The sequence below is a fragment of the Streptococcus sp. oral taxon 058 str. F0407 genome, from assembly GCF_000235485.1.
Lineage (GTDB): Bacteria > Bacillota > Bacilli > Lactobacillales > Streptococcaceae > Streptococcus.
In genome coordinates this window covers 457,512-477,137 of record NZ_JH378887.1, presented here as the reverse complement: position 1 = coordinate 477,137, position 19,626 = coordinate 457,512, and the positions used below count along the sequence as shown (strand labels likewise).

At 41.2% G+C, this 19,626-nt stretch carries 26 protein-coding genes; 4 read left to right on the top strand and 22 right to left on the bottom strand.

Translation table 11 applies throughout. From position 1 onward, the window contains the following. Positions 1 to 2: 2 nt before the first annotated feature. From HMPREF9184_RS03955 to HMPREF9184_RS03945, 3 genes are read right to left on the bottom strand one after another with little or no spacing between them, the layout of a single operon-like run. Entirely contained in the window at positions 3 to 257 is a 255-nt protein-coding gene (locus HMPREF9184_RS03955; RefSeq protein ID WP_000361101.1) for a hypothetical protein, read from the bottom strand. Beyond that, positions 250 to 807 (bottom strand): tRNA (mnm(5)s(2)U34)-methyltransferase, encoded by a 558-nt coding sequence (locus tag HMPREF9184_RS03950; protein ID WP_000828426.1) that lies wholly within the window; start codon positions 805 to 807, stop codon positions 250 to 252. Before HMPREF9184_RS03950 ends, HMPREF9184_RS03955 begins: the two co-directional genes overlap by 8 nt. Next, positions 791 to 1,747, bottom strand: coding sequence for a TIGR01212 family radical SAM protein (locus HMPREF9184_RS03945; RefSeq protein WP_000867023.1), 957 nt, complete (start codon positions 1,745 to 1,747; stop codon positions 791 to 793). Before HMPREF9184_RS03945 ends, HMPREF9184_RS03950 begins: the two co-directional genes overlap by 17 nt. 91 nt (positions 1,748 to 1,838) lie before the next feature. On the opposite strand from HMPREF9184_RS03945, the gene HMPREF9184_RS03940 reads away from it, so the two are divergent. Beyond that, on the top strand, positions 1,839 to 2,204 hold the full coding sequence (locus tag HMPREF9184_RS03940) for a DUF3397 domain-containing protein (protein ID WP_000525417.1): 366 nt from the start codon (positions 1,839 to 1,841) through the stop codon (positions 2,202 to 2,204). A 99-nt stretch (positions 2,205 to 2,303) separates the two neighbouring features. Here HMPREF9184_RS03940 and HMPREF9184_RS03935 read toward each other — a convergent pair whose 3' ends face one another. Beyond that, positions 2,304 to 3,926 carry a putative polysaccharide biosynthesis protein gene (locus tag HMPREF9184_RS03935; RefSeq protein WP_000064190.1) on the bottom strand — a complete coding sequence of 541 codons (1,623 nt, stop codon included), beginning with the start codon at positions 3,924 to 3,926 and terminating at the stop codon, positions 2,304 to 2,306. 105 nt (positions 3,927 to 4,031) lie between these two features. Here HMPREF9184_RS03935 and HMPREF9184_RS03930 point away from each other — a divergent pair, with 105 nt between their 5' ends. Continuing rightward, on the top strand, positions 4,032 to 5,477 hold the full coding sequence (locus HMPREF9184_RS03930) for a UDP-N-acetylmuramoyl-L-alanyl-D-glutamate--L-lysine ligase (RefSeq protein WP_000590322.1): 1,446 nt from the start codon (positions 4,032 to 4,034) through the stop codon (positions 5,475 to 5,477). A 36-nt stretch (positions 5,478 to 5,513) separates the two neighbouring features. Here HMPREF9184_RS03930 and HMPREF9184_RS03925 read toward each other — a convergent pair whose 3' ends face one another. From HMPREF9184_RS03925 to HMPREF9184_RS03845, 17 genes are all read right to left on the bottom strand, one after another. Further along, positions 5,514 to 5,714, bottom strand: a complete 201-nt coding sequence (locus HMPREF9184_RS03925; protein WP_000051187.1) for a CsbD family protein — start codon at positions 5,712 to 5,714, stop codon at positions 5,514 to 5,516. A 101-nt stretch (positions 5,715 to 5,815) separates the two neighbouring features. Next, positions 5,816 to 6,466, bottom strand: coding sequence for a DUF1803 domain-containing protein (locus tag HMPREF9184_RS03920; RefSeq protein WP_000614495.1), 651 nt, complete (start codon positions 6,464 to 6,466; stop codon positions 5,816 to 5,818). Then, positions 6,450 to 6,962 (bottom strand): YiiX/YebB-like N1pC/P60 family cysteine hydrolase, encoded by a 513-nt coding sequence (locus HMPREF9184_RS03915; RefSeq protein WP_000892231.1) that lies wholly within the window; start codon positions 6,960 to 6,962, stop codon positions 6,450 to 6,452. The genes HMPREF9184_RS03920 and HMPREF9184_RS03915 overlap by 17 nt, the downstream gene beginning before the upstream one ends. 85 nt (positions 6,963 to 7,047) lie before the next feature. Beyond that, positions 7,048 to 7,983, bottom strand: a complete 936-nt coding sequence (locus tag HMPREF9184_RS03910) for a manganese-dependent inorganic pyrophosphatase (protein ID WP_000036036.1) — start codon at positions 7,981 to 7,983, stop codon at positions 7,048 to 7,050. An 85-nt stretch (positions 7,984 to 8,068) separates the two neighbouring features. Further along, positions 8,069 to 8,353, bottom strand: a complete 285-nt coding sequence (locus tag HMPREF9184_RS03905) for a GIY-YIG nuclease family protein (RefSeq protein ID WP_000349623.1) — start codon at positions 8,351 to 8,353, stop codon at positions 8,069 to 8,071. Then, positions 8,343 to 9,089, bottom strand: coding sequence for a tRNA1(Val) (adenine(37)-N6)-methyltransferase (locus HMPREF9184_RS03900; protein WP_000414875.1), 747 nt, complete (start codon positions 9,087 to 9,089; stop codon positions 8,343 to 8,345). The genes HMPREF9184_RS03905 and HMPREF9184_RS03900 overlap by 11 nt, the downstream gene beginning before the upstream one ends. A gap of 33 nt (positions 9,090 to 9,122) precedes the next feature. Then, positions 9,123 to 9,482 carry a S1 RNA-binding domain-containing protein gene (locus tag HMPREF9184_RS03895; RefSeq protein WP_000689606.1) on the bottom strand — a complete coding sequence of 120 codons (360 nt, stop codon included), beginning with the start codon at positions 9,480 to 9,482 and terminating at the stop codon, positions 9,123 to 9,125. A gap of 1 nt (position 9,483) precedes the next feature. Continuing rightward, on the bottom strand, positions 9,484 to 10,884 hold the full coding sequence (locus HMPREF9184_RS03890) for a bifunctional Cof-type HAD-IIB family hydrolase/peptidylprolyl isomerase (RefSeq protein WP_000992229.1): 1,401 nt from the start codon (positions 10,882 to 10,884) through the stop codon (positions 9,484 to 9,486). A gap of 81 nt (positions 10,885 to 10,965) precedes the next feature. Beyond that, positions 10,966 to 11,475: a GNAT family N-acetyltransferase gene (locus HMPREF9184_RS03885; RefSeq protein ID WP_033585920.1), complete on the bottom strand. Its 510-nt coding sequence runs from the start codon at positions 11,473 to 11,475 to the stop codon at positions 10,966 to 10,968. A 240-nt stretch (positions 11,476 to 11,715) separates the two neighbouring features. Next, positions 11,716 to 11,955: a 30S ribosomal protein S18 gene (rpsR, locus tag HMPREF9184_RS03880; protein ID WP_000068664.1), complete on the bottom strand. Its 240-nt coding sequence runs from the start codon at positions 11,953 to 11,955 to the stop codon at positions 11,716 to 11,718. A 31-nt stretch (positions 11,956 to 11,986) separates the two neighbouring features. Beyond that, positions 11,987 to 12,457 (bottom strand): single-stranded DNA-binding protein SsbA, encoded by a 471-nt coding sequence (ssbA, locus tag HMPREF9184_RS03875; protein WP_000609594.1) that lies wholly within the window; start codon positions 12,455 to 12,457, stop codon positions 11,987 to 11,989. Between the two features lie 11 nt (positions 12,458 to 12,468). Further along, a complete protein-coding gene (gene rpsF, locus HMPREF9184_RS03870; protein WP_001151782.1) occupies positions 12,469 to 12,759 on the bottom strand; it encodes a 30S ribosomal protein S6 in 291 nt (96 codons plus the stop codon). A 132-nt stretch (positions 12,760 to 12,891) separates the two neighbouring features. After that, positions 12,892 to 14,100 carry an MFS transporter gene (locus HMPREF9184_RS03865; RefSeq protein WP_000476800.1) on the bottom strand — a complete coding sequence of 403 codons (1,209 nt, stop codon included), beginning with the start codon at positions 14,098 to 14,100 and terminating at the stop codon, positions 12,892 to 12,894. A 133-nt stretch (positions 14,101 to 14,233) separates the two neighbouring features. Further along, complete coding sequence (gene asnS / locus HMPREF9184_RS03860; RefSeq protein ID WP_000167158.1) at positions 14,234 to 15,577, bottom strand: asparagine--tRNA ligase; 1,344 nt, start codon at positions 15,575 to 15,577, stop codon at positions 14,234 to 14,236. 13 nt (positions 15,578 to 15,590) lie between these two features. Next, on the bottom strand, positions 15,591 to 15,962 hold the full coding sequence (locus HMPREF9184_RS03855) for a VOC family protein (protein ID WP_000565237.1): 372 nt from the start codon (positions 15,960 to 15,962) through the stop codon (positions 15,591 to 15,593). Beyond that, positions 15,962 to 17,143, bottom strand: coding sequence for a pyridoxal phosphate-dependent aminotransferase (locus HMPREF9184_RS03850; RefSeq protein ID WP_000777438.1), 1,182 nt, complete (start codon positions 17,141 to 17,143; stop codon positions 15,962 to 15,964). Before HMPREF9184_RS03850 ends, HMPREF9184_RS03855 begins: the two co-directional genes overlap by 1 nt. A 9-nt stretch (positions 17,144 to 17,152) precedes the next feature. After that, positions 17,153 to 17,629 (bottom strand): cell wall elongation regulator TseB-like domain-containing protein, encoded by a 477-nt coding sequence (locus tag HMPREF9184_RS03845; protein WP_000776858.1) that lies wholly within the window; start codon positions 17,627 to 17,629, stop codon positions 17,153 to 17,155. A 118-nt stretch (positions 17,630 to 17,747) separates the two neighbouring features. Between HMPREF9184_RS03845 and HMPREF9184_RS03840 the strand changes: the two genes are divergently transcribed. After that, positions 17,748 to 18,194 carry a MarR family winged helix-turn-helix transcriptional regulator gene (locus HMPREF9184_RS03840; RefSeq protein ID WP_000809185.1) on the top strand — a complete coding sequence of 149 codons (447 nt, stop codon included), beginning with the start codon at positions 17,748 to 17,750 and terminating at the stop codon, positions 18,192 to 18,194. Between the two features lie 91 nt (positions 18,195 to 18,285). Then, the gene (locus tag HMPREF9184_RS03835; RefSeq protein WP_000039635.1) at positions 18,286 to 18,834 is read left to right on the top strand and encodes an NADPH-dependent FMN reductase; all 549 of its coding nucleotides are present in this window, start codon (positions 18,286 to 18,288) and stop codon (positions 18,832 to 18,834) included. A 31-nt stretch (positions 18,835 to 18,865) separates the two neighbouring features. Here HMPREF9184_RS03835 and yaaA read toward each other — a convergent pair whose 3' ends face one another. Beyond that, complete coding sequence (gene yaaA / locus HMPREF9184_RS03830; protein WP_000697761.1) at positions 18,866 to 19,594, bottom strand: peroxide stress protein YaaA; 729 nt, start codon at positions 19,592 to 19,594, stop codon at positions 18,866 to 18,868. Positions 19,595 to 19,626 lie beyond the last annotated feature (32 nt).

Below are 19,626 nucleotides of genomic sequence, written 5' to 3'. Positions count from 1 at the left end.
CCTTAGTCTTTTTTACAACAAAATTCAAACATCTCCTTCTGCTCTTGGATTTTCTGATCAATCTTGGAACAGTCTTTGTGCTCAATTTTTTTCTGGCACCGTTCCATTTCAAGAGCCACTAACTTTTTCTTAATTTTAAGCATTTTCTTACTCATATGTGCTTCGTCGAGCACCCCAACTGCTCGCTCATGATGCGTTGACTCGACAAAATTTTGGCGCATAGTCTCTAATTTCTCACGTAGGTATTGTTTATCCATGTCTATATCTTTCTAATTTCTCAATCATAACTAAAAACGGGGGATTGTTGACTTGGTTGAGGGTCCGATAAATGGCAGCAGTGTACTCTTGTTGGTTCAGCTGGCTAACAAAGTCCAAAACAGCATCCCTCTCAATATCTCCCCCCTCATGACCATAGTAAATCATAATGGCAATCCTTCCACCCTTGACTAAAATCTGACAGAGCTTGTCTAGTGCTTCAATGGTAGTCTGAGGTCTGGTGATGACGGATTTGTCAGCAGAAGGCAAATAACCCAGATTAAAAATCCCTGCCTTGGCTTCTGTCACAAACTGATCAAGTGTCTCATGTCCTTGCAAAATCAACTGGACATTTTCTAAACCTGCCTCATTTAAACGGTCTTGAGTTTTCACCAATGCTTGTTCTTGTATATCAAAGGCATAGACTTGCTTGGCTAACTTGGCTAAAAAAAGCGTATCGTGTCCATTCCCCATGGTCGCATCCACAACGATATCCTCTTTTGTCACGACTTCAGCCAAAAAATCATGTGCCATCTCAAGTGGTCTTTTCATTTTCAAACTCCTGTTTTACAGCTTTGCATCCTTGAACACTGCCACGTCGTCTCATTTCAGTTTCAATAGCATTTAGCACTTCCCATTTATTGAGGCTCCACATAGGACCAATCAACATATCTCTCGGTGCATCTCCTGTGATTCGATGGATGACGATATGCTTGGGAATGATTTCCAGTTGGTCACAGATGACCTTGACATACTCATCCTGACTCATCAGTTGCAAACGTCCTTCATGGTAATCTCGCTGCATCCGTGTATTGGTCATGAGGTGAAGCAAGTGCAGTTTAATTCCTTGAATATCATTATCCGTGACACAGCGGCGGACATTTTCGACCATCATCTCATGAGTCTCCCCAGGCAAACCATTGATCAAATGGGAAACAATCTCAATCTTAGGATATTTCCGCAAGCGTTTGACCGTTTCCACATACAATTCGTAGGAATGGGCACGGTTAATCAAGTCAGAGGTTGCTTCAAAAGTAGTTTGTAAGCCTAATTCTACCGTCACATGCATGTGTTCCGATAACTCAGCCAAATATTCAATGGTTTCGTCTGGTAGGCAATCTGGGCGGGTTCCGATATTGATTCCCACCACACCCGGTTCGTTGATAGCTTGTTCATAGCGCTCCCGAATGACTTCCACCTTTTCATGGGTATTGGTAAAATTTTGAAAATAAACCAGATACTTCTGGACATCTGGCCACTTGCGGTGCATAAAGTCAATTTCCTTATAAAATTGCTCACGGATAGGTGCATCCGGTGCTACGATAGCATCCCCAGAACCTGAAACCGTACAAAAAGTACAGCCTCCATGAGCCACAGTCCCATCACGATTGGGACAGTCAAACCCCGCATCAATAGGAACTTTAAAGGTCTTTTCTCCAAAGAGTTTTCGATAATAATCATTCAAGGTATTATAAGATTTCATAACTTTCATTATAACAAAAAACACCCACAATCTCAAAAGCCTGACTTTCCTATAAATTCCTCTGTTTCTCGTTTCCATTAGCGATTTTTTATGATACAATATGGGTATGATTTTAATGAAATTAGCATCTATTTTATTATTGGTATTAACCTTGGTGGTTTGCTTTATTGTCACCAAGCTTTTCGGACTTAGGAAATTAGGATTTAATTTCGCGGATTTAGCTTTTCCACTTTTAGTATTCGAGTACTACCTTATCACTGCTAAAGCTTTTACCCATAACTTTCTACCGCGACTTGGCGTAGCACTTTCACTCCTAGCAATCCTCCTAGTTATCTTTTCCCTCCTCAAAAAAAGAAGTTTTTACTACCCTAGATTTATCAAATTCTTCTGGAGAGCTGGTTTTCTCCTAACCTTAGTCCTCTATATCGCTATGATTGTAGAGTTAATGATGCTCACACCCCAATAAATCCCTAGAACAACTGATTCTAGGGATTTTAATTTATGGAAATCTAAGTTTAAGCTAACCCAAACAATTAATAAGGAGCTAGCATTTCTTTTAGTTCTGTTAAGACAGTTTAAATTTTGCTCGTAGTCTGTCTGCTTGAACTTTACCTATTATCTTGTCCAAGAGTCGTGTCCGTAGACTCATCAAACCATAGAGACCTCCTCCAAGTCCCCCGATGAGGGCTACATAAAGGAAACTCCAGAAGCGTCCACTTGGCTGGAAGACAAAACCAAGTAGCCATTGCAAGAAGCCAACTAGGATAAACATGACAAGAGTCAAAATGGTAATCAAAATGGTTCGTTTCAAGATAATCTTTCGACGAGCACCTGTTACCCTGCAGATATCTCGATACATCAGAACATTTGGAATGATGAGACCGATGGTCGTTGAAATCAAGGGACCATAACTATGGAAAATGGCAATAGCTGGTAACTGCAAGACTAATTTAGCAATGGAACCATAGACAAAGTAAAGTACTGCCTTGCGGTTGCGGAACATGGCCTGAAGCATAGGAGACAAGACCATATACAAGCCTAGGATAGTAGACTGCAAAACTGCAAAGACAAATAAGCCCATGGCCAAACTATCTGGTTTTCCATAAAAGACTGTATAGAGAGGTTCACCTACCATGACGACTCCAACTGTTGCTGGTAAGAGAAACATAAAGAGCATAGTCATACTATCTTGAACTAGGCGAGCAGCCGCCTGCAAGTCGCCTTTTACATAGTTTTCCGTCAAAAGCGGCAAGCCGACACTCCCAATTGAAACCCCCACAGAGATTAAAATCATGGTGATTTTATTAGGATTGGCAGAGAAATAAGAAAACATAACAACCAAGTCTTCATTGCTGTAGTTGGTAAACCACTTCATACTATTGATAAAGGTCATCTGGTCTAAAATCTGAAAGAGCTGGATGGCTGATCCTGTCAGGATAAAGGGAATGGCTTCCTTGATGGTATCGACTAAGAGTCGCTTACTATTGATTTTATCCCGTGTTTCAAATACTCTTTTGAGTAAACCTTCTTGGGCTAGAAAGTAGATCAAGACTGCAAAACTAGCCACCATGCCCACAAAGGCTGCAAAGGTCGACTGGGTAACTGCTGATAAGTAGTCTCCTGACCCCAACTTCATAATAATAAAGGTCGCCAACAACATCCAGATGACACGGATTACCTGCTCGGCGATTTGACTCATAGCATAAGGTTTAAGGTTGTTCATCCCTTGGAAGAAGCCTCTGATGACACTCATAGACGGGAAAATCAAGACCGCCCAAGCCAAGCTCTGCATGATGGGAATCAGGTCTTTCCCCACACCCGATAAATCTGCCAACCAAGGAGAAAAGAGATACAAGACCAAGGCAAAAACCAGTCCTAAGCCAGTCATAAATCCTAGGAAACTCCGAATCAAGGCAAAGCTGTGCTCTTCTTCTCTCATGGTATTGTACTTGGCTACTTGTTTAGCGACCGCAACTGGGATACCCGCTGTCGAAATCAGCAAGAACCAGGCGTAAATATTATAACCCATGGTAAAGAGTCCATTTGCCTTGGCAGCATAGGTCCCCATCCAGATATACCAGGGAATAATATAGATAGCACCAAGGAGGCGACTAATAAAGTTACTAGCTGTTAGCCAAGCAGTCCCTCGTAACATCTGAGCCTGCTGGTGATTGTTTTCGTTAGACATAGCTTCCTCATTCAATTTTGATAACTAGGAAAAGTTCCTTATCTTCCATTATAAACTTTTCCTTGTTACTTGTAAAATTCAGACTTGAAGTTTATAATAGAAAGTATGATAAAGATTGAAACCGTATTAGATATTTTAAAGAAAGATGGCCTTTTTCGCGAGATTATTGATCAGGGACATTACTACTACAATTACAGTGATGTCGATTTTGATAGTATCAGTTACGACAGTCGTAAAGTAAAAGCAGGCACTCTTTTTTTTGCAAAAGGTGCTGCCTTTAAAAAAGAATACCTTCTTTCTGCTATAACTCAGGGCTTAGCATGGTATGTAGCTGAAAAGGACTACGAAGTTGGTATCCCTGTTATTGTCGTTAGTGACATCAAGAAAGCTATGAGTTTGATTGCCATGGAGTTCTATGGTAATCCACAAGAGAAACTCAAAATTCTTGCTTTCACAGGGACCAAAGGAAAAACAACGGCTGCTTACTTCGCCTACAATATCCTTTCTCAACGTTTCCGCCCTGCTATGCTGTCTACCATGAATACAACCTTAGACGGCAAGACCTTCTTTAAGTCTGCACTGACAACTCCTGAGAGCATTGATCTCTTTGAGATGATAGCTCAAGCTGTGCAAAATGATCGCACCCATCTGATTATGGAAGTTTCCAGTCAGGCCTATCTGGTCAACCGCGTTTATGGTCTCACATTTGACGCCGGTGTTTTTCTCAACATCAGTCCTGATCATATCGGTCCGATTGAGCATCCGACTTTTGAAGACTACTTCTACCACAAGCGTCTCTTGATGGAAAATAGCCGAGCAGTTGTCATTAACAGCGACATGGACCACTTCACTGTACTGAAAGAACAAGTGGAACATAAAGAGCATGACTTCTATGGTAGTAAGTCTGACAACCAAATCGAGAACTCCAAAGCCTTTAGCTTTTCAGTTACAGGAAAACTCGCTGGCGATTATGATATCCAACTCATTGGCCACTTCAACCAAGAAAATGCAGTTGCTGCAGGACTTGCCTGCCTTCGTCTAGGTGCTAGTCTAGAGGACATCAAAAAAGGAATTGCTACAACCCGAGTTCCTGGACGCATGGAAGTCCTCACACAGAAAAATGGAGCTAAGGTTTTCATTGACTATGCCCACAACGGGGACAGTCTGAAAAAACTCATCAATGTAGTTGAAACTCATCAAACTGGAAAAATCGCTCTGGTTCTCGGTTCTACTGGAAACAAGGGGGAAAGTCGTCGCAAAGACTTTGGCCTCCTCCTCAATCAACACCCTGAGATTCAAGTCTTTCTAACTGCTGACGACCCCAACTATGAAGATCCAATGGCGATTGCAGAGGAAATCAGTAGCTATATCGACCATCCTGTTGAAAAGATTGCCGATCGCAAACAAGCCATCAAAGCAGCCATGTCCATCACTGGCCAAGAACTCGATGCCGTGATTATTGCAGGTAAGGGAGCTGATTGCTACCAGATCGTCAATGGAGTGAAAGAATCCTACCCTGGTGACTCAGCTGTCGCAGAACGTTACCTATAAAATCAAAAAATCAAGGGAAGTCTTCCCTTGATTTTTTTAGTCTTCTTTCTTAAATGAGTTTTTAAGACCTTCAACGGCACCTTCTACAGCACCTTTAGCATCTTCAACAACTTCTTTTGCTTTGGCAACTGTCTTTTCTACAACGCCTTCTGCTTCTGTTTTGCTATCGCCAGTAACTTTACCAAATCCTTCTTTGATAGCACCAGTTGCTTGTTCCAATTTATTTTCAAGTGACATAGCTCTGTCTCCTTTGCTTTTAATACGACAATGGTTATCGCTTACATTCAGTTTATGCTTATTCTTTAGTAAAGTCAAACAATCTGCTCAAAAGCAAATAATTAAGGCAAATAGAAAGACAACCGTTCCTTGTCAAAATCAACCGCCAACTCATACTTCCCTTCTTCGTTTTGAACAATATAACCCAAGACAACTAAACTCTCAACGAAGATATCACGCCGTTTCTGCATGAGTTGGTTCTTTTTGAGGAACTTGAGTAAAAAAGTCGTCATATACTTGAGAGCATACTCAGGATTGACATCTCCCAAAATGGCATAGAGTTCCTGCTGTTTTTGTGTCAAAGGATATTGATTTTTGACCTTGTAGAAATAATTCGACAGGGTCATTTTTTCTCTAGCAAAATCCGTACATTCGACTAAAATGGCTGCATTGGTTTGATTGCGCAATTCTGTATCAAAAGTCTTCCCGAGCAAGGTTTGATAGACTGGACTGTCCTCTCTGACAAAAATCTCTTGATCTAGTTCTAGACTATCGAGTGACTCAGGCATAGGGAGATTGAGAAAATAGCGTTTGTTTTCCCTTAGGATCAAGCCTGCCTTAATATACTCTTCCATGAGTTTATCAACTGCCACATCTGGAAACTGAGCCTTGATTTCCCGGAGGATTACATCATCATGTTCTTCCAGATAGTCTACCAAATCTATAAAAAATGATTGTCGAGTTAAACGAGAGGGATTAAAAATCTGAATCATGAAGATTCCTTTCTTTACATTCTAAAAGAGGAGATGCTGCCAACTGACTGGGATTGGTCCCCGGCTGGTTCAGAGGCACAGGAAGTTCGAGTTTCCTATAATATTCTCTCCAAAAATCACTAATCTCCTGCTCCCCATCCCCAAATTTCATCGGAACGCTTTCAAAAATAGGTAGGATTTCAGCGATGTACTGAGAGCAGTAAAAGCCAGATCCATCTGGATAAAAAGAGGTATTATAGGGTGCACCTAAATGTTTGCTAGCACTTTCCTTTACCAAGTCAGCTTCCAGCTCTGGATAGACATAAAGGTCGTAGAGATGAGTCGGTTCAAAAAATTCTGCTGGTTCTTGACAGATGACACCTGCTTGCCCACTAGCATGATAAATCAAACCGTCTAAAAAGATAGCTACATGACTATAGTTTCCAGTCGAAGCTTGGATAGCCTGCCCCATATCTGAAAGATCCTTCACAAAAATCAAGTCACCATTTTCTAACATCTTTCTCTCCTAGAAAAAAAGGAGCCAAAACCCCTTTAGCTATAAGGAAACTAACGTTTCCTCATTTCAATTATCACTCAGACTATTAGCCATTAAAGCTTTCTGTCAACTGAGGCACCACTTGTTTCTTACGTGAAACGGCACCTGGAAGGAAGGCATGGTTGTTTTCAAGTTTAAAGTTGAAGGCAGCTTCAACCTTGTCCATGTTTGATCCAAGAGCCAGAATTTCTGAGTTTGAGTTCACAATATCAGTAATCATCAAGACAAAGTCAGAGTAGCCGTTTGCAGCATTAGCTGCCTGCATTGCAGCTTCGATTTCAGCTTGACGTTCCAAGACTTCAGCAATATCAACTGTATTTACTTGGGCTACACGAACCTTATTTCCGTTGAGTTCAAAGGTCTTAGCATCGATGTCAATCAATTCTTCAGCAGATTTGCTAGCCAAGTTGGTACCAGCCTTGAGCATAGCAAGACCGTACTCTTCCAAGTTCACGCCTGCTAATTCTGCCAATTCAGGAGCAATGACTTTATCAGATGGGTGAGTTGTTGGTGATTTCAAAAGAAGGGTATCTGAAATCAAACCTGAAAGCATCAAACCAGCAATTTCTTTAGGAACTGCTACACCGTGTTCTTTGAACATGCGGTAAACGATTGAAGACGCAGATCCAACTGGTTCCAAACGCATGTAGAGTGGGCTTGCAGTTTCAAAGTTAGCTACACGGTGGTGGTCTACAACACCATAAACTTCTACTTCAGCGATATCTGAAACAGATTGTTGGAATTCATTGTGGTCAGTTAGGATAACTTGCTCTGCACCTTCTGCTTTAGCTGATGTGATAACACGCGGTGCTTCTACACCAAAATAGTTCAAAACAAAGGCTGTTTCTTCATTAGGAGTTCCAAGTGCTACTGCTTCTGTGTCCAATCCATAAGCCTCTTTAGCAAGATAAGCAAAGGCTACAGATGACCCGATGGCATCTGAGTCTGGATTTTGGTGACCAAATACTAGAATCTTAGACATGATAATACCTCTTTTAATTTATTCATCTTATTTTAGCACTTTTTTCCTATTTTGACAAAAGTAAGAGGAGTCAAAGGACTCCTCGTTAGATTTCAATATGGTTGACTAGATTTTTATCTTGATTTTCGGATAGAAATCGTTCTTTCTGTGGACGTTTCTTACGTTTGAGGAGAGCCTCTGCAGACATGGCTTCTTCCTTGCTAGCAAAGCCCTCTACATAGATGAGTTTGACTGGCAAGCGAGCTCGGGTATACTTGGCTCCCTTACCACTATTATGAACGGCAAGGCGTTTCTTAACATCTGTCGTATAACCAGTATAGTAAGAACCGTCACGGCACTCCACCACGTACATATATGCCTTATGATCCATAGTAAATCTCTTGAATTTCTGGCGTATAGGAGCCATCTTCATTGTGAACAATGAGGGGAGGCAAGACCTTGAAGCCACTAATAGACCCATCTTTGATAGCTTCTATTAAAAGCATATTGGCTTCTTTTTCTCGTTTAGGATAGACAAATTGCAGGCGCTTGGGTGCCAAATTATGGCGTTTGAGCATCTCTAAGATATCTAAAAGCCGATCTGGACGATGAACCATAGCCAAACGTCCATTAGACTTGAGAATACTCTGAGCACTTCGACAAATTTCTTCTAGATTGGTTGTAATTTCATGTCTAGCTAAAAGGTAGTGTTCACTCTCGTTCAGATTGGAATGGGGATCCACCTTGAAATAAGGCGGATTGCACAAAATCATATCCACCTTGCTTCCCTGAATGCGTGCAGGCATATTTTTCAAATCATCGCAGATAACCTGCATCTGCTCTTCCAATCCATTCAACTGAACCGAACGCTCTGCCATATCCGCCAAGCGCTCCTGAATCTCTACAGAGAGAATTTTTGCCTTGGTACGACTACTTGCAAAAAGTCCAACTGCACCATTTCCAGCACAAAAGTCCACAATTAAGCCATTTTTAGGAAAGCGAGGAAAGCGTGATAAGAGAACACTATCCACCGAATAGCTAAACACTTCTCTATTTTGAATGATTTTGATATCTGTCGAAAAGAGCTGGTTGATGCGCTCTCCTGGTTTTAATAATTGTTTTTCCATATATTGATTTTAAAAAATACGAAATCTAATAGACTAGTTTTTCTCTTTCAGATTGTTGAGGGCTTCCCTTGTCCAGATTGGCATCATTCGGCCAAGAGGTGCAAAACCGTGCTTGATACGGTCATTTGAAAAACGTCTCCGTCTTGGCAATTGGTGTTTTTCTTCCTCCAGAGTGCGAATAGACAGACTGGCTTTACCTGAAAATTCGTCCAAATCAACAACCTGAACTTGCACTTCTTCACCAATTTTCAAAACTTCATAGATATTTTCAATAAATCCTGTCCGAATTTCTGAAATATGAATCAGCCCAATCACCCCTGTCTCTAACTCGACAAAGGCACCATAGGGCTGAATTCCTGTAATACGCCCCTTTAGCTTATCACCAATTTTCATCCTAGTCCTCAATTTCAATCGTTTCAATTACTACATCTTCAACTGGTTTATCCATCGCTCCAGTCTCAACAGCTGCAATGGCATCTAAGACAGCAAAAGATTCTGCATCTACCAACTGCCCAAAAACAGTATGGCGGCGGTCAAGGTGAGGAGTTCCTCCTTGCTCCGCATAAATCTCAGCGATTGGTTCTGGCCAACCACCACGCGCAATCTCTTTCTTAGAGTATGGCAAGTGTTGGTTTTGAACGATAAAGAACTGGCTACCGTTGGTATTTGGACCAGCATTGGCCATAGAAAGAGCACCACGAACATTGTAAAGTTCTTCTGAAAATTCATCTTCAAAAGCTTGTCCATAAATTGACTCTCCACCCATACCAGTACCAGTTGGGTCTCCACCTTGGATCATAAAGTCCTTGATAATGCGGTGGAAAATGACGCCATCATAGTAACCGTCTTTTGAAAGAGCGACAAAGTTGGCAACTGTTTTGGGAGCCTGCTCAGGGAAGAGCTTGATACGCAAGTCTCCGTGGTTTGTCTTAATGGTCGCCAACGGACCTTCTACTGTTTCAATGTCTACTTGTGGGAAATGCAATTCTTTTTTTACCATACCAAATCCTTCTAAGGCATCAAAAATGCCATCTTCTTCTACTGTTTTTGTTATATAATCTGCTTTTTCTTTGATTTTATCATGGGAAACACCCATGGCAATGCTGATTCCAGCATAATCAAAGAGTTCCAAGTCATTGAGACCATCTCCAAAGACCATGACATTCTCTGGTTTCAAGCCTAAATGCTCCACCACCTTGGCTACACCTGTGGCTTTTGAACCTGAAATAGGCACGATATCAGATGAATGTTCATGCCAACGCACCATGCGAAGTTTATCCGACAAGGAATCTGGCAAGTGCAAGTCATCCCCTTTATCTTCAAAAGTCCACATCTGATAAATGTCTGCTTTTTCATGGAAGTCAGGATCCACATCCAAGTTCGGATAAATCGGATCAATAGCCTCACTGATCATTTCTGTCCGAGTGGAGAGTTTAGCAGCATGACTGCCAACCAAACCATATTCAATCCCCTCTTTCTTCGTCCAAGAAATGTACTCCTTAACATCTGACTTCTCAATCTGATGTTGATAAATGACCTGACCTTTTTTATCTTCTATATAAGCACCATTCAGAGTCACAAAAAAGTCAGGCTTGAGGTCTCGAATCTCTGGAACGACTCCAAAAATACCACGTCCAGAGGCGATTCCTGTTAAAATTCCTTTTTCACGCAACTGCTTAAAGACAGTAGGAATTGTAGCTGGAATAAAGCCTGTCTTTGACGCACGCAGGGTATCATCGATATCAAAGAAGACGATTTTAATCTTCTTTGCCTTGTATTTTAATTTTGCATTCATCTCTCTACCTCTTTCAATCTAACACTTTCCATTATACCATAAAGTAGAGAAATCCCACATCTCCAAAAAATTCGCTATCTCTTATTCTAATTCCTTGGATAAGTACAGAACTAAATCATCATTATTTTGAATAGTCGCATTCATTTTCAACGGTTGGTTTCGATACCAGACACCCGTACCATCTGGAATATATCCTCGTTTGATGTACAATCTCTGGGCAGGTCCATACCCTGAATGGAGCCCTACACCCAACGTCACTTTGTCCGAAAAAAGCTTAACTCGATTTTCAGCTTCTTCCATCAAGAGATTTCCAATACCTTGATTTTGAAAGGGATCAAAGACATTGAAATCTGAAAGTTCTGGATAGATTTCTGCGAACGGCCCTTGCTTGGCAATTTGTAAAATAGTAATGTATCCCGCTACTACACCCTCAAAATCAGCAACTAAAACTTCCCTCTCTCCACTCTCCTGCTCCTTAAAGTATCGAGTTAAAATTTCCTCTCTACCAGGCCAACCTTGGCTGGTAAATCCTCGAGATAGATCTTTAATGTCAGATTCTTGCATTTTCCTAATTGAACATGTCGTCTTCATAAGTTGCTCCTTTAAAGCTTTCTCCTACCATTATAGCACGATAATTAAAAGAAAAAGACCTAGTAAGAAAAAAGCAGCTTACTAGGTCAAAAAGTAGCTCTGTCCAACCGAGGTCTGAAAAAGAGGTTCAACCGAATCTGAAAAAAAGACTCGAGTGAGTCAGAAAAAAAGACCCGTTGGGGTCTTGACTCGCTTTCTTATTTTCAAGCTCATGAAAAAGAGGTCCACTGGACCACTTTTTTAATCTTCGTTTACGAAAGGCATCAAAGCCATTACGCGAGCGCGTTTGATAGCTGTTGTTACTTTACGTTGGTTTTTAGCTGAAGTTCCTGTTACACGACGAGGAAGGATTTTTCCACGTTCTGAAACGAAACGGCTAAGAAGCTCAGTATCTTTGTAATCAACATATTCAATTTTGTTTGCTGCGATGTAATCAACTTTTTTACGGCGTTTGAATCCGCCACGACGTTGTTGAGCCATGTTTTTTCTCCTTTATAGTTTTAATTGTCCATTAGAATGGTAAATCATCATCTGAAATATCCAAAGGATTGGTTGCTCCAAATGGATTTTCATCACGTGAAAAGTCTGGTACTGATTGTGTAGGTGCTGTATAACTAGCAGTTGGTGCAGAATAAGCTCCACCTGTATGTCCTTCACGCACACTACGGCTTTCCAACATTTGGAAATTATCAGCCACGACTTCTGTTACGTAGACACGTTGTCCTTGCTGGTTATCGTAACTACGAGTCTGGATACGACCGGTTATCCCGATAAGAGAGCCTTTTTTAGCCCAGTTAGCAAGATTTTCAGCCTGTTGGCGCCACATAACGACATTGATAAAATCAGCCTCACGTTCGCCATTTTGACTCTTGAATGTACGGTTTACTGCAAGAGTAAAAGTCGCAACTGCTACATTTGATGGGGTATAACGCAACTCAGCGTCACGTGTCATACGCCCTACAAGTACAACATTGTTAATCATAATTTACCTTCTTACGCGTCAAGTTTGACGATCATGTGACGAAGAATGTCAGCGTTGATTTTTGAAAGACGGTCAAACTCTTTAAGAGCTGCGTCGTCGTTTGCTTCAACGTTAACGATGTGGTAAAGTCCTTCACGGAAATCTTGGATTTCGTATGCAAGACGACGTTTTTCCCATGATTTTGATTCAACAACAGTTGCACCGTTGTCAGTCAAGATAGAGTCAAAACGTGCTACCAAAGCGTTTTTCGCTTCTTCTTCAATGTTTGGACGAATGATATAAAGAATTTCGTATTTAGCCATTGATATGTTCCTCCTTTTGGTCTAATGACCCCAAGACTTTGCAAGGGGTAAGTGAGGTTTGCTCACAATTAACTATTATACTAGAAATACTAGTAGATAGCAAGAGAAAAAAGATAAAAATGAAAAATAACTCTATTGCTTAGAAATAACATTCTTTTTCAGTTCCAAAGATCTGGCCATCTCTTTCAAAATGAATATTAACAAAAAGCCTGCTAATACTAAAAAGAATCCTAAGTAAAGGAAGGCTACTACAAATCCTAGATAGTCAATCAACCACCCTGTCAGAGGAAAAATGACGATCATACTCAGGCTGAACATCATAGAGTAGACACTTAGCATGGTTGCCCGTACCTCACTTGGGAGTCGCTTTTGTAAATTGTTGTCAAAAATCGGCTGAAAGAGAGCATATAAGGCGTTACTGATCAAATAAACCAAAATATAAATCAGTGGCGTACCAAAGTAGGAAAGCAAGTAAGTCACTCCTGTCAAGAGTACAAGAATTGGAAAGAGCTTTAAGGCTGAATATCTCTTTCCAATCTTACTCGCTAGATAAACTGCCCAGATATTCAAAACACTGCCCATCAACATGACCATCGAAATCTGCCAATCTTCTAAGTCAGGCAGTTGATTTTGATAGTAAAAATAAAACATGCACATCAGAGTTCCGATGATTTGGGAAAGAATCATCCAGCCAAAAAGACTGGGATTTCTCTGCAGCACCTCTTTGACAGTCAACATAATTCTTTTCATCGTCAGACGCTCAGATTTTTGCGCTTTAACACTAGGCTCTTTTAACATCCAAGTTAGAAAAAGAACGATAATCGAAGTGGCAATCATGATATAGTAGGTCAAGTGCAATTGACCATGGACAAAAAACCCCGCTAAAACGGTCCCCAAAGACCGAGTTCCTTCTGCTACTCCTGACATAAAACTTGAGATAGACAAGTAGCGCTCTTTTAATCCAGCCTCCACGGCCGAATCATAAACCATGGCTGCACTCGTCCCCGAATCAAAATTATAAGACAAGGCACTCACCACCATCGCGAGTGCATAAATCCAAAAATTACCTTGCCCTACTAACATGAGAATAGACGACGCAATCCCAGCTATTCGACTTAAATACAGATTGGTTTTATATGAATAGCGATCAGCTAACATTCCAGAGGGAATTTCACAAATGACACTGGTGGCATGAAAAATGCTTTCCAATAAGCCAATCTGCAAAAGTGACATCCCATTTTGACTGAGGAATAGAATCCAAAAGCTGGTAATGCCCAAAAAGGCAAAAAATTCCACACCAGCCATGAGACCGATATTCTTCCGATAATTTCGTTTAAACATAATTTCTCCTTTAACAAGTGTATATGTATCTTTGTGTTTGTCACTTGTTAAGCTTTACTTTACATGTTCCTCACCTCTTCCTTCAAGTATTATGGTGTTTTGAAAAAACGCCTATTACGGCGTTTTAGTTTTTTTATGGTTTAATACGATGCAACATACGTGGGAATGGAATAGCTTCACGGATGTGTTTTGTACCTGCTGCGAAGGTTACCATACGCTCGATACCGATACCAAATCCTCCGTGTGGTACTGTACCATATTTACGAAGGTCAAGGTAAAATTCATACTCTGTACGATCCATACCAAGTTCTTCCATTTTAGCGACAAGGGCGTCATAGTCTTCCTCACGCATTGAACCACCGATGATTTCTCCATAGCCTTCTGGTGCAAGCAAGTCTGCACAAAGCACACGTTCTGGATTTCCAGGAACTGGTTTCATGTAGAAGGCCTTTATAGCTGCTGGGTAGTTGATAACGAAGGTTGGGACACCAAAATGGTTTGAAATCCATGTTTCATGTGGTGAACCAAAGTCATCTCCATGTTCCAAATGCTCATAGTCAGCATCTTCATCATTCTCATGCTCTTGCAAGAGGTCAATGGCTTGATCATAAGTGATACGTTTGAATGGCTCAGCAATGTAGCGTTTCAAGAGCTCTGTATCACGTTCCAAGGTTTCCAAGGCTTGAGGTGCACGGTCAAGTACACCTTGAAGAAGAGCTTTCACGTAAGCTTCTTGCAAGTCAAGTGACTCATCGTGTGTCAAGTATGAGTACTCTGCGTCCATCATCCAGAACTCAGTCAAGTGACGGCGTGTTTTTGATTTTTCAGCACGGAATACTGGACCAAAGTCAAAGACACGGCCAAGAGCCATAGCTCCTGCTTCTAGGTAAAGCTGACCTGATTGGCTCAAGTAGGCTGGTGTTCCAAAGTAGTCTGTTTCAAAGAGTTCAGTTGAATCTTCTGCCGCATTTCCTGAAAGGATTGGACTATCAAATTTCATGAATCCGTTCTTGTCGAAAAACTCATAAGTTGCATAGATGATTGCATTACGGATTTGCATCACAGCCACTTGCTTACGAGAACGGAGCCACAAGTGACGGTTGTCCATCAAGAAGTCAGTTCCGTGTTCTTTTGGTGTGATTGGGTAGTCTTGAGATTCACCGATGACTTCGATGTCAGTGATATCGAGCTCATAACCAAACTTAGAACGCTCATCTTCTTTGACAATCCCTGTCACATAGACAGAAGTTTCTTGGCTCAATCGTTTGATGACATCAAACTTCTCTAGACCCACTTCTTCACCAAATTTTTCTACAAAGTTTGGTTTAAAGGCTACACCTTGGAAGAAGGCTGTTCCATCACGCAATTGCAAAAAAGCAATTTTCCCTTTTCCTGATTTGTTGGCAACCCAGGCTCCGATGGTCACTTCTTGACCAACGTAGTCTTTTACATCGATAATCGTTACACGTTTTGTCATTGTTTTTCCTTTTCTATTCTTCTTTATGGCAAACTGCCTCTATGTTATTTCCATCTGGATCAATAATAAACGCAGCATAGTATCCCACATGGTAATTTTTACGTTCGCCAGGTGCACCATTATCCTTTCCTCCAGCAGCCAAAGCTGCATGATAGAAAGCATCTACTTCTTGACAAGTTCGAGCACTAAAGGCAAAATGCATCGGCTCTTGTTGACCAACATTTAGCCAAAAATCACCACCTGGATCCACATCTCGCGGTTCTGTGAAACTAACGACCTGCCCCGTATCAAATTGAAGGTGATAATTTAAAGCAGCTAAAGTAGCTTGATAGAAAGCTTTAGAAACTTCTAAATTCTTTACCTTAAGGGTAAAATGATCTATCATTATAATTCCTCCATAAACTGATGCAAACGACGAATAGCTTCTTTCAAGGTATCCAAGTCTGTGGCATAGCTGAGACGAACATTTTCTGGTGCTCCAAATCCAGCTCCTGTAATCAAGGCAAGGCCGACTTCTTCGAGAATAGCCGTTGTAAACTCTGTCACATCGGTATAACCCTTCATTCCCATCGCTTTTTTAACATTTGGAAAGAGATAGAAGGCACCTTGGGGCTTGACCACTTCAAATCCTGGCACTTGGCACAAGAGTGGATAAATGGTATTCAAACGTTCTTCAAAGGCTTGGCGCATGGTTTCAACAGAGTCTTGCGGTCCAGTCAGCGCCTCAATCGTTGCATATTGAGATACTGCTGTCAGATTTGAAGTCGTTTGTCCTGTCAATTTGCTCATGGCAGCAATAATCTCAGGATTTCCCACAGCATAACCTACCCGCCAACCAGTCATGGCATAGGCCTTAGATACACCGTTAATCACGATGGTTTGCTTGCGAATGGCTTCTGACAGACTAGAGATTGGAACAAATTCGTTCCCGTTATAAACCAAACGACCATAAATATCATCTGCTAGGATAAGGAGATCATGTTCAACAGCCCAATTTCCGATAGCCAAGAGTTCCTCACGAGAGTAAATCATACCGGTCGGATTAGATGGTGAATTGAGAACTAAGACCTTGGTCTTATCTGTTCGGGCTGCTTCTAGCTGCTCTACTGTTACTTTAAAGTGATTGTCTTCCTTGGCCTGGACAAAGACTGGCACTCCTTCTGCCATCTTGACTTGGTCTCCATAGCTGACCCAGTAAGGTGTAGGAATGATGACCTCATCGCCTGGATTGACCACAGCCATAAAGAAGGTGTAGAGAGAGAACTTAGCACCAGTGGCAAAAGTAACCTCGTTGGCTGCTACAGAATACCCATAGTGGCGTTCAAAATAGGTATTAACCGCCGCTTTTAACTCTGGTAGACCTGAAGCAACTGTATAAAAGGAAGCTCGTCCATCTCGAATCGCTTCTATCGCTGCATCCTGAATGTTTTCAGGAGTATGAAAATCAGGCTGTCCCAAGGTTAAGAAAAGAACATCTTTTCCCTGAGCTTTTAATGCTTTGGCTCTTGCATCACTAGCTAGAGTGACGCTTTCTTCCATTTCTAGTACACGTTTGGATAGTTTCATATGCCCTCCTTATTGGATCACTGCTCCTGTTTCAAAGTCGACCAGATAGTACTGGTTTCCTGACTTGACTTCCCAAATCGGCTTGTCCTGATAGCGACCAAAAGTAATCTTGTCAATGTCGCTAGCTCCTTTTTCCCTCGAAATCGTCGCTGCCTTGTCTTGAGAAATCCCCTTATCAAGCTGATAAACATAAATCTTGTGGTCATTCTTTTCAATCAGTACGGCAATGGCCTCTTGCTTTTTATTATGTCCCAGAACGCTGTAATAACCTTCTAGTCCATTATAGAAATCAACCTGATCTGCCTGTTCCAATTCTGCATACTGCTTGGCCAGTTTTTCTCCTTCAACCCTAGCATCTTGATAGGGTTTCATGCTGAGTGATATCAAATAAAGGAAGGAAGTCGTCATGACTAGTACTACCAGAGCAATGCCGATTCCATACTGTAAAAGTAGCTTGTTTTTTGCTTTTTTCTGTCTTAGTTTCACTCGTCTATTTTACCATCTCTCCTCCTTTATTACAAGTGAAGACAGGAACATTCTAAGAATCTTTTCCTATAAAATATCAGTTCTTGTTTTTCTCTCTCATTATTGATAAAATAACCTTATGAAACAACATTTAAAAGAGAAAATTTCCGATAATCAACTAGACTTAAAAACGGCTATCGTCCTCAATAAAGCCATACGAACTTTTAAACCATATGAAGCCAAGGCTGCTAAAGAATACGGGCTAACACCAACTCAATTTTCAGTTTTGGAAACCCTCTATAGCAAGGGAGAACTACGCATTCAGGATTTGATTGAAAAAATGCTAGCCACTTCTGGAAACATGACTGTTGTCATTCGAAATATGGTTCGAGATGGGTGGATTTCTAGAACTTGTGACCCAAAAGACCGTCGTTCTTTTTTCCTGAAACTAACACCTGCTGGACGCAAAAAAATTGAAGAGGTTCTTCCTGACCATATTAACTCTATTGTAGATGCTTTTAGTATCTTGGAAGATGAGGAAAAGGAAGATTTGATTCGGATTTTAAAAAAATTTAAAAATTTGTGAGCAAAATTATTGCTAATTAGTATTATTTGTTATAACATAGGTGGTAACAAAAGGGTTCGCTCTTTGAATTTTAAACTAAAGGAGACATATCATGTCTAAAAAAGTATTATTTATCGTCGGATCACTACGCCAAGGTTCTTTCAACCACCAAATGGCCCTCGAAGCTGAGAAAGCACTTGCCGGAAAAGCGGAAGTTAGCTATCTTGATTACTCAGCTGTTCCTCTCTTCAGCCAAGATTTGGAAGTTCCAACTCATCCAGCTGTAGCTGCTGCTCGTGAAGCAGTCCTTGCTGCGGATGCCATCTGGATTTTCTCTCCAGTCTACAACTTCTCTATCCCTGGAACCGTGAAAAACTTGCTTGACTGGCTCTCTCGTGCCCTTGACTTGTCTGATACACGTGGCGCTTCTGCCCTCCAAGACAAGTTTGTTACTGTATCATCTGTAGCCAATGCCGGTCACGAGCAACTCTTTGCTATTTACAAAGACCTCTTGCCATTTATCCGTACACAAGTCGTTGGTGAATTTACTGCTGCTCGTGTCAATGACTCTGCTTGGGCAGATGGAAAATTAGTGTTAGAAGAAGCAACTGCCTCATCACTTGCTAAACAAGCTGACGACCTTCTTGCAGCTATTAACTAATCCAGCAAAAACCAGCTCGAATGAGCTGGTTTTATGCTTGTTTTACAAAGACGAGTTCTAAGTCACTTGATAAATCAGGTCGGTAGTCAAAGCCTGCAAAGCTTAGCTTGCGAGCTTGCTCAACTGTTTGAACTTGCCCTTCTATTAGAACTGTCAGAAAGGCGCCACGCGCTTTTTTTGAAATGGTTGAGTGGATTTTCAACTGGTCTGCCTTGTCCTCCATAAATTTGAAGGTCACCATCTTTTCTCTACTTTCCTTAGAAAATACAGTTTCAAACTCTGATGACAAGAGGGAAAAAATGACTTCTTCATCCCTCAAAGCTTCGTCGTAGGCTGACTTCCAATGACTCTTTAGGTTTTTTCCAGCCACTTTTAACTTCATCAAAAAGTCCAAACGGTGAGGAGCCATGGGAGATAGGGCTGGAACAACGCCATACAAAGCCGAGGTAATCAGAACATGATCTTCAAGATAGGCTTGTTCAGTCTCGGTCAACTCATCTCGTTTGATGTGGCGATACATAAGACCATCAAAGAGTTTCAAAGCTGGATAATGTTTAGCCCTCTGATCTTTTAGAGCTTGAATATGAGCGTACTCTTCTGCTGCTTTCTCAGCAGATACCTTATAAAAAGTCTCTAATTCACTGGCTGAGTAGCAAGCCAGTGAGTCAAGGACTGCCTGACTTTCTTCCCTCAAAGGGAGCGCTTCGATACAAGGATGGTCTGTGTTCATTTCTTTTGCTGTTGGGATTAAAATTTTCATATTGTTAGTGTAGCATATTTTTCAATCACGAC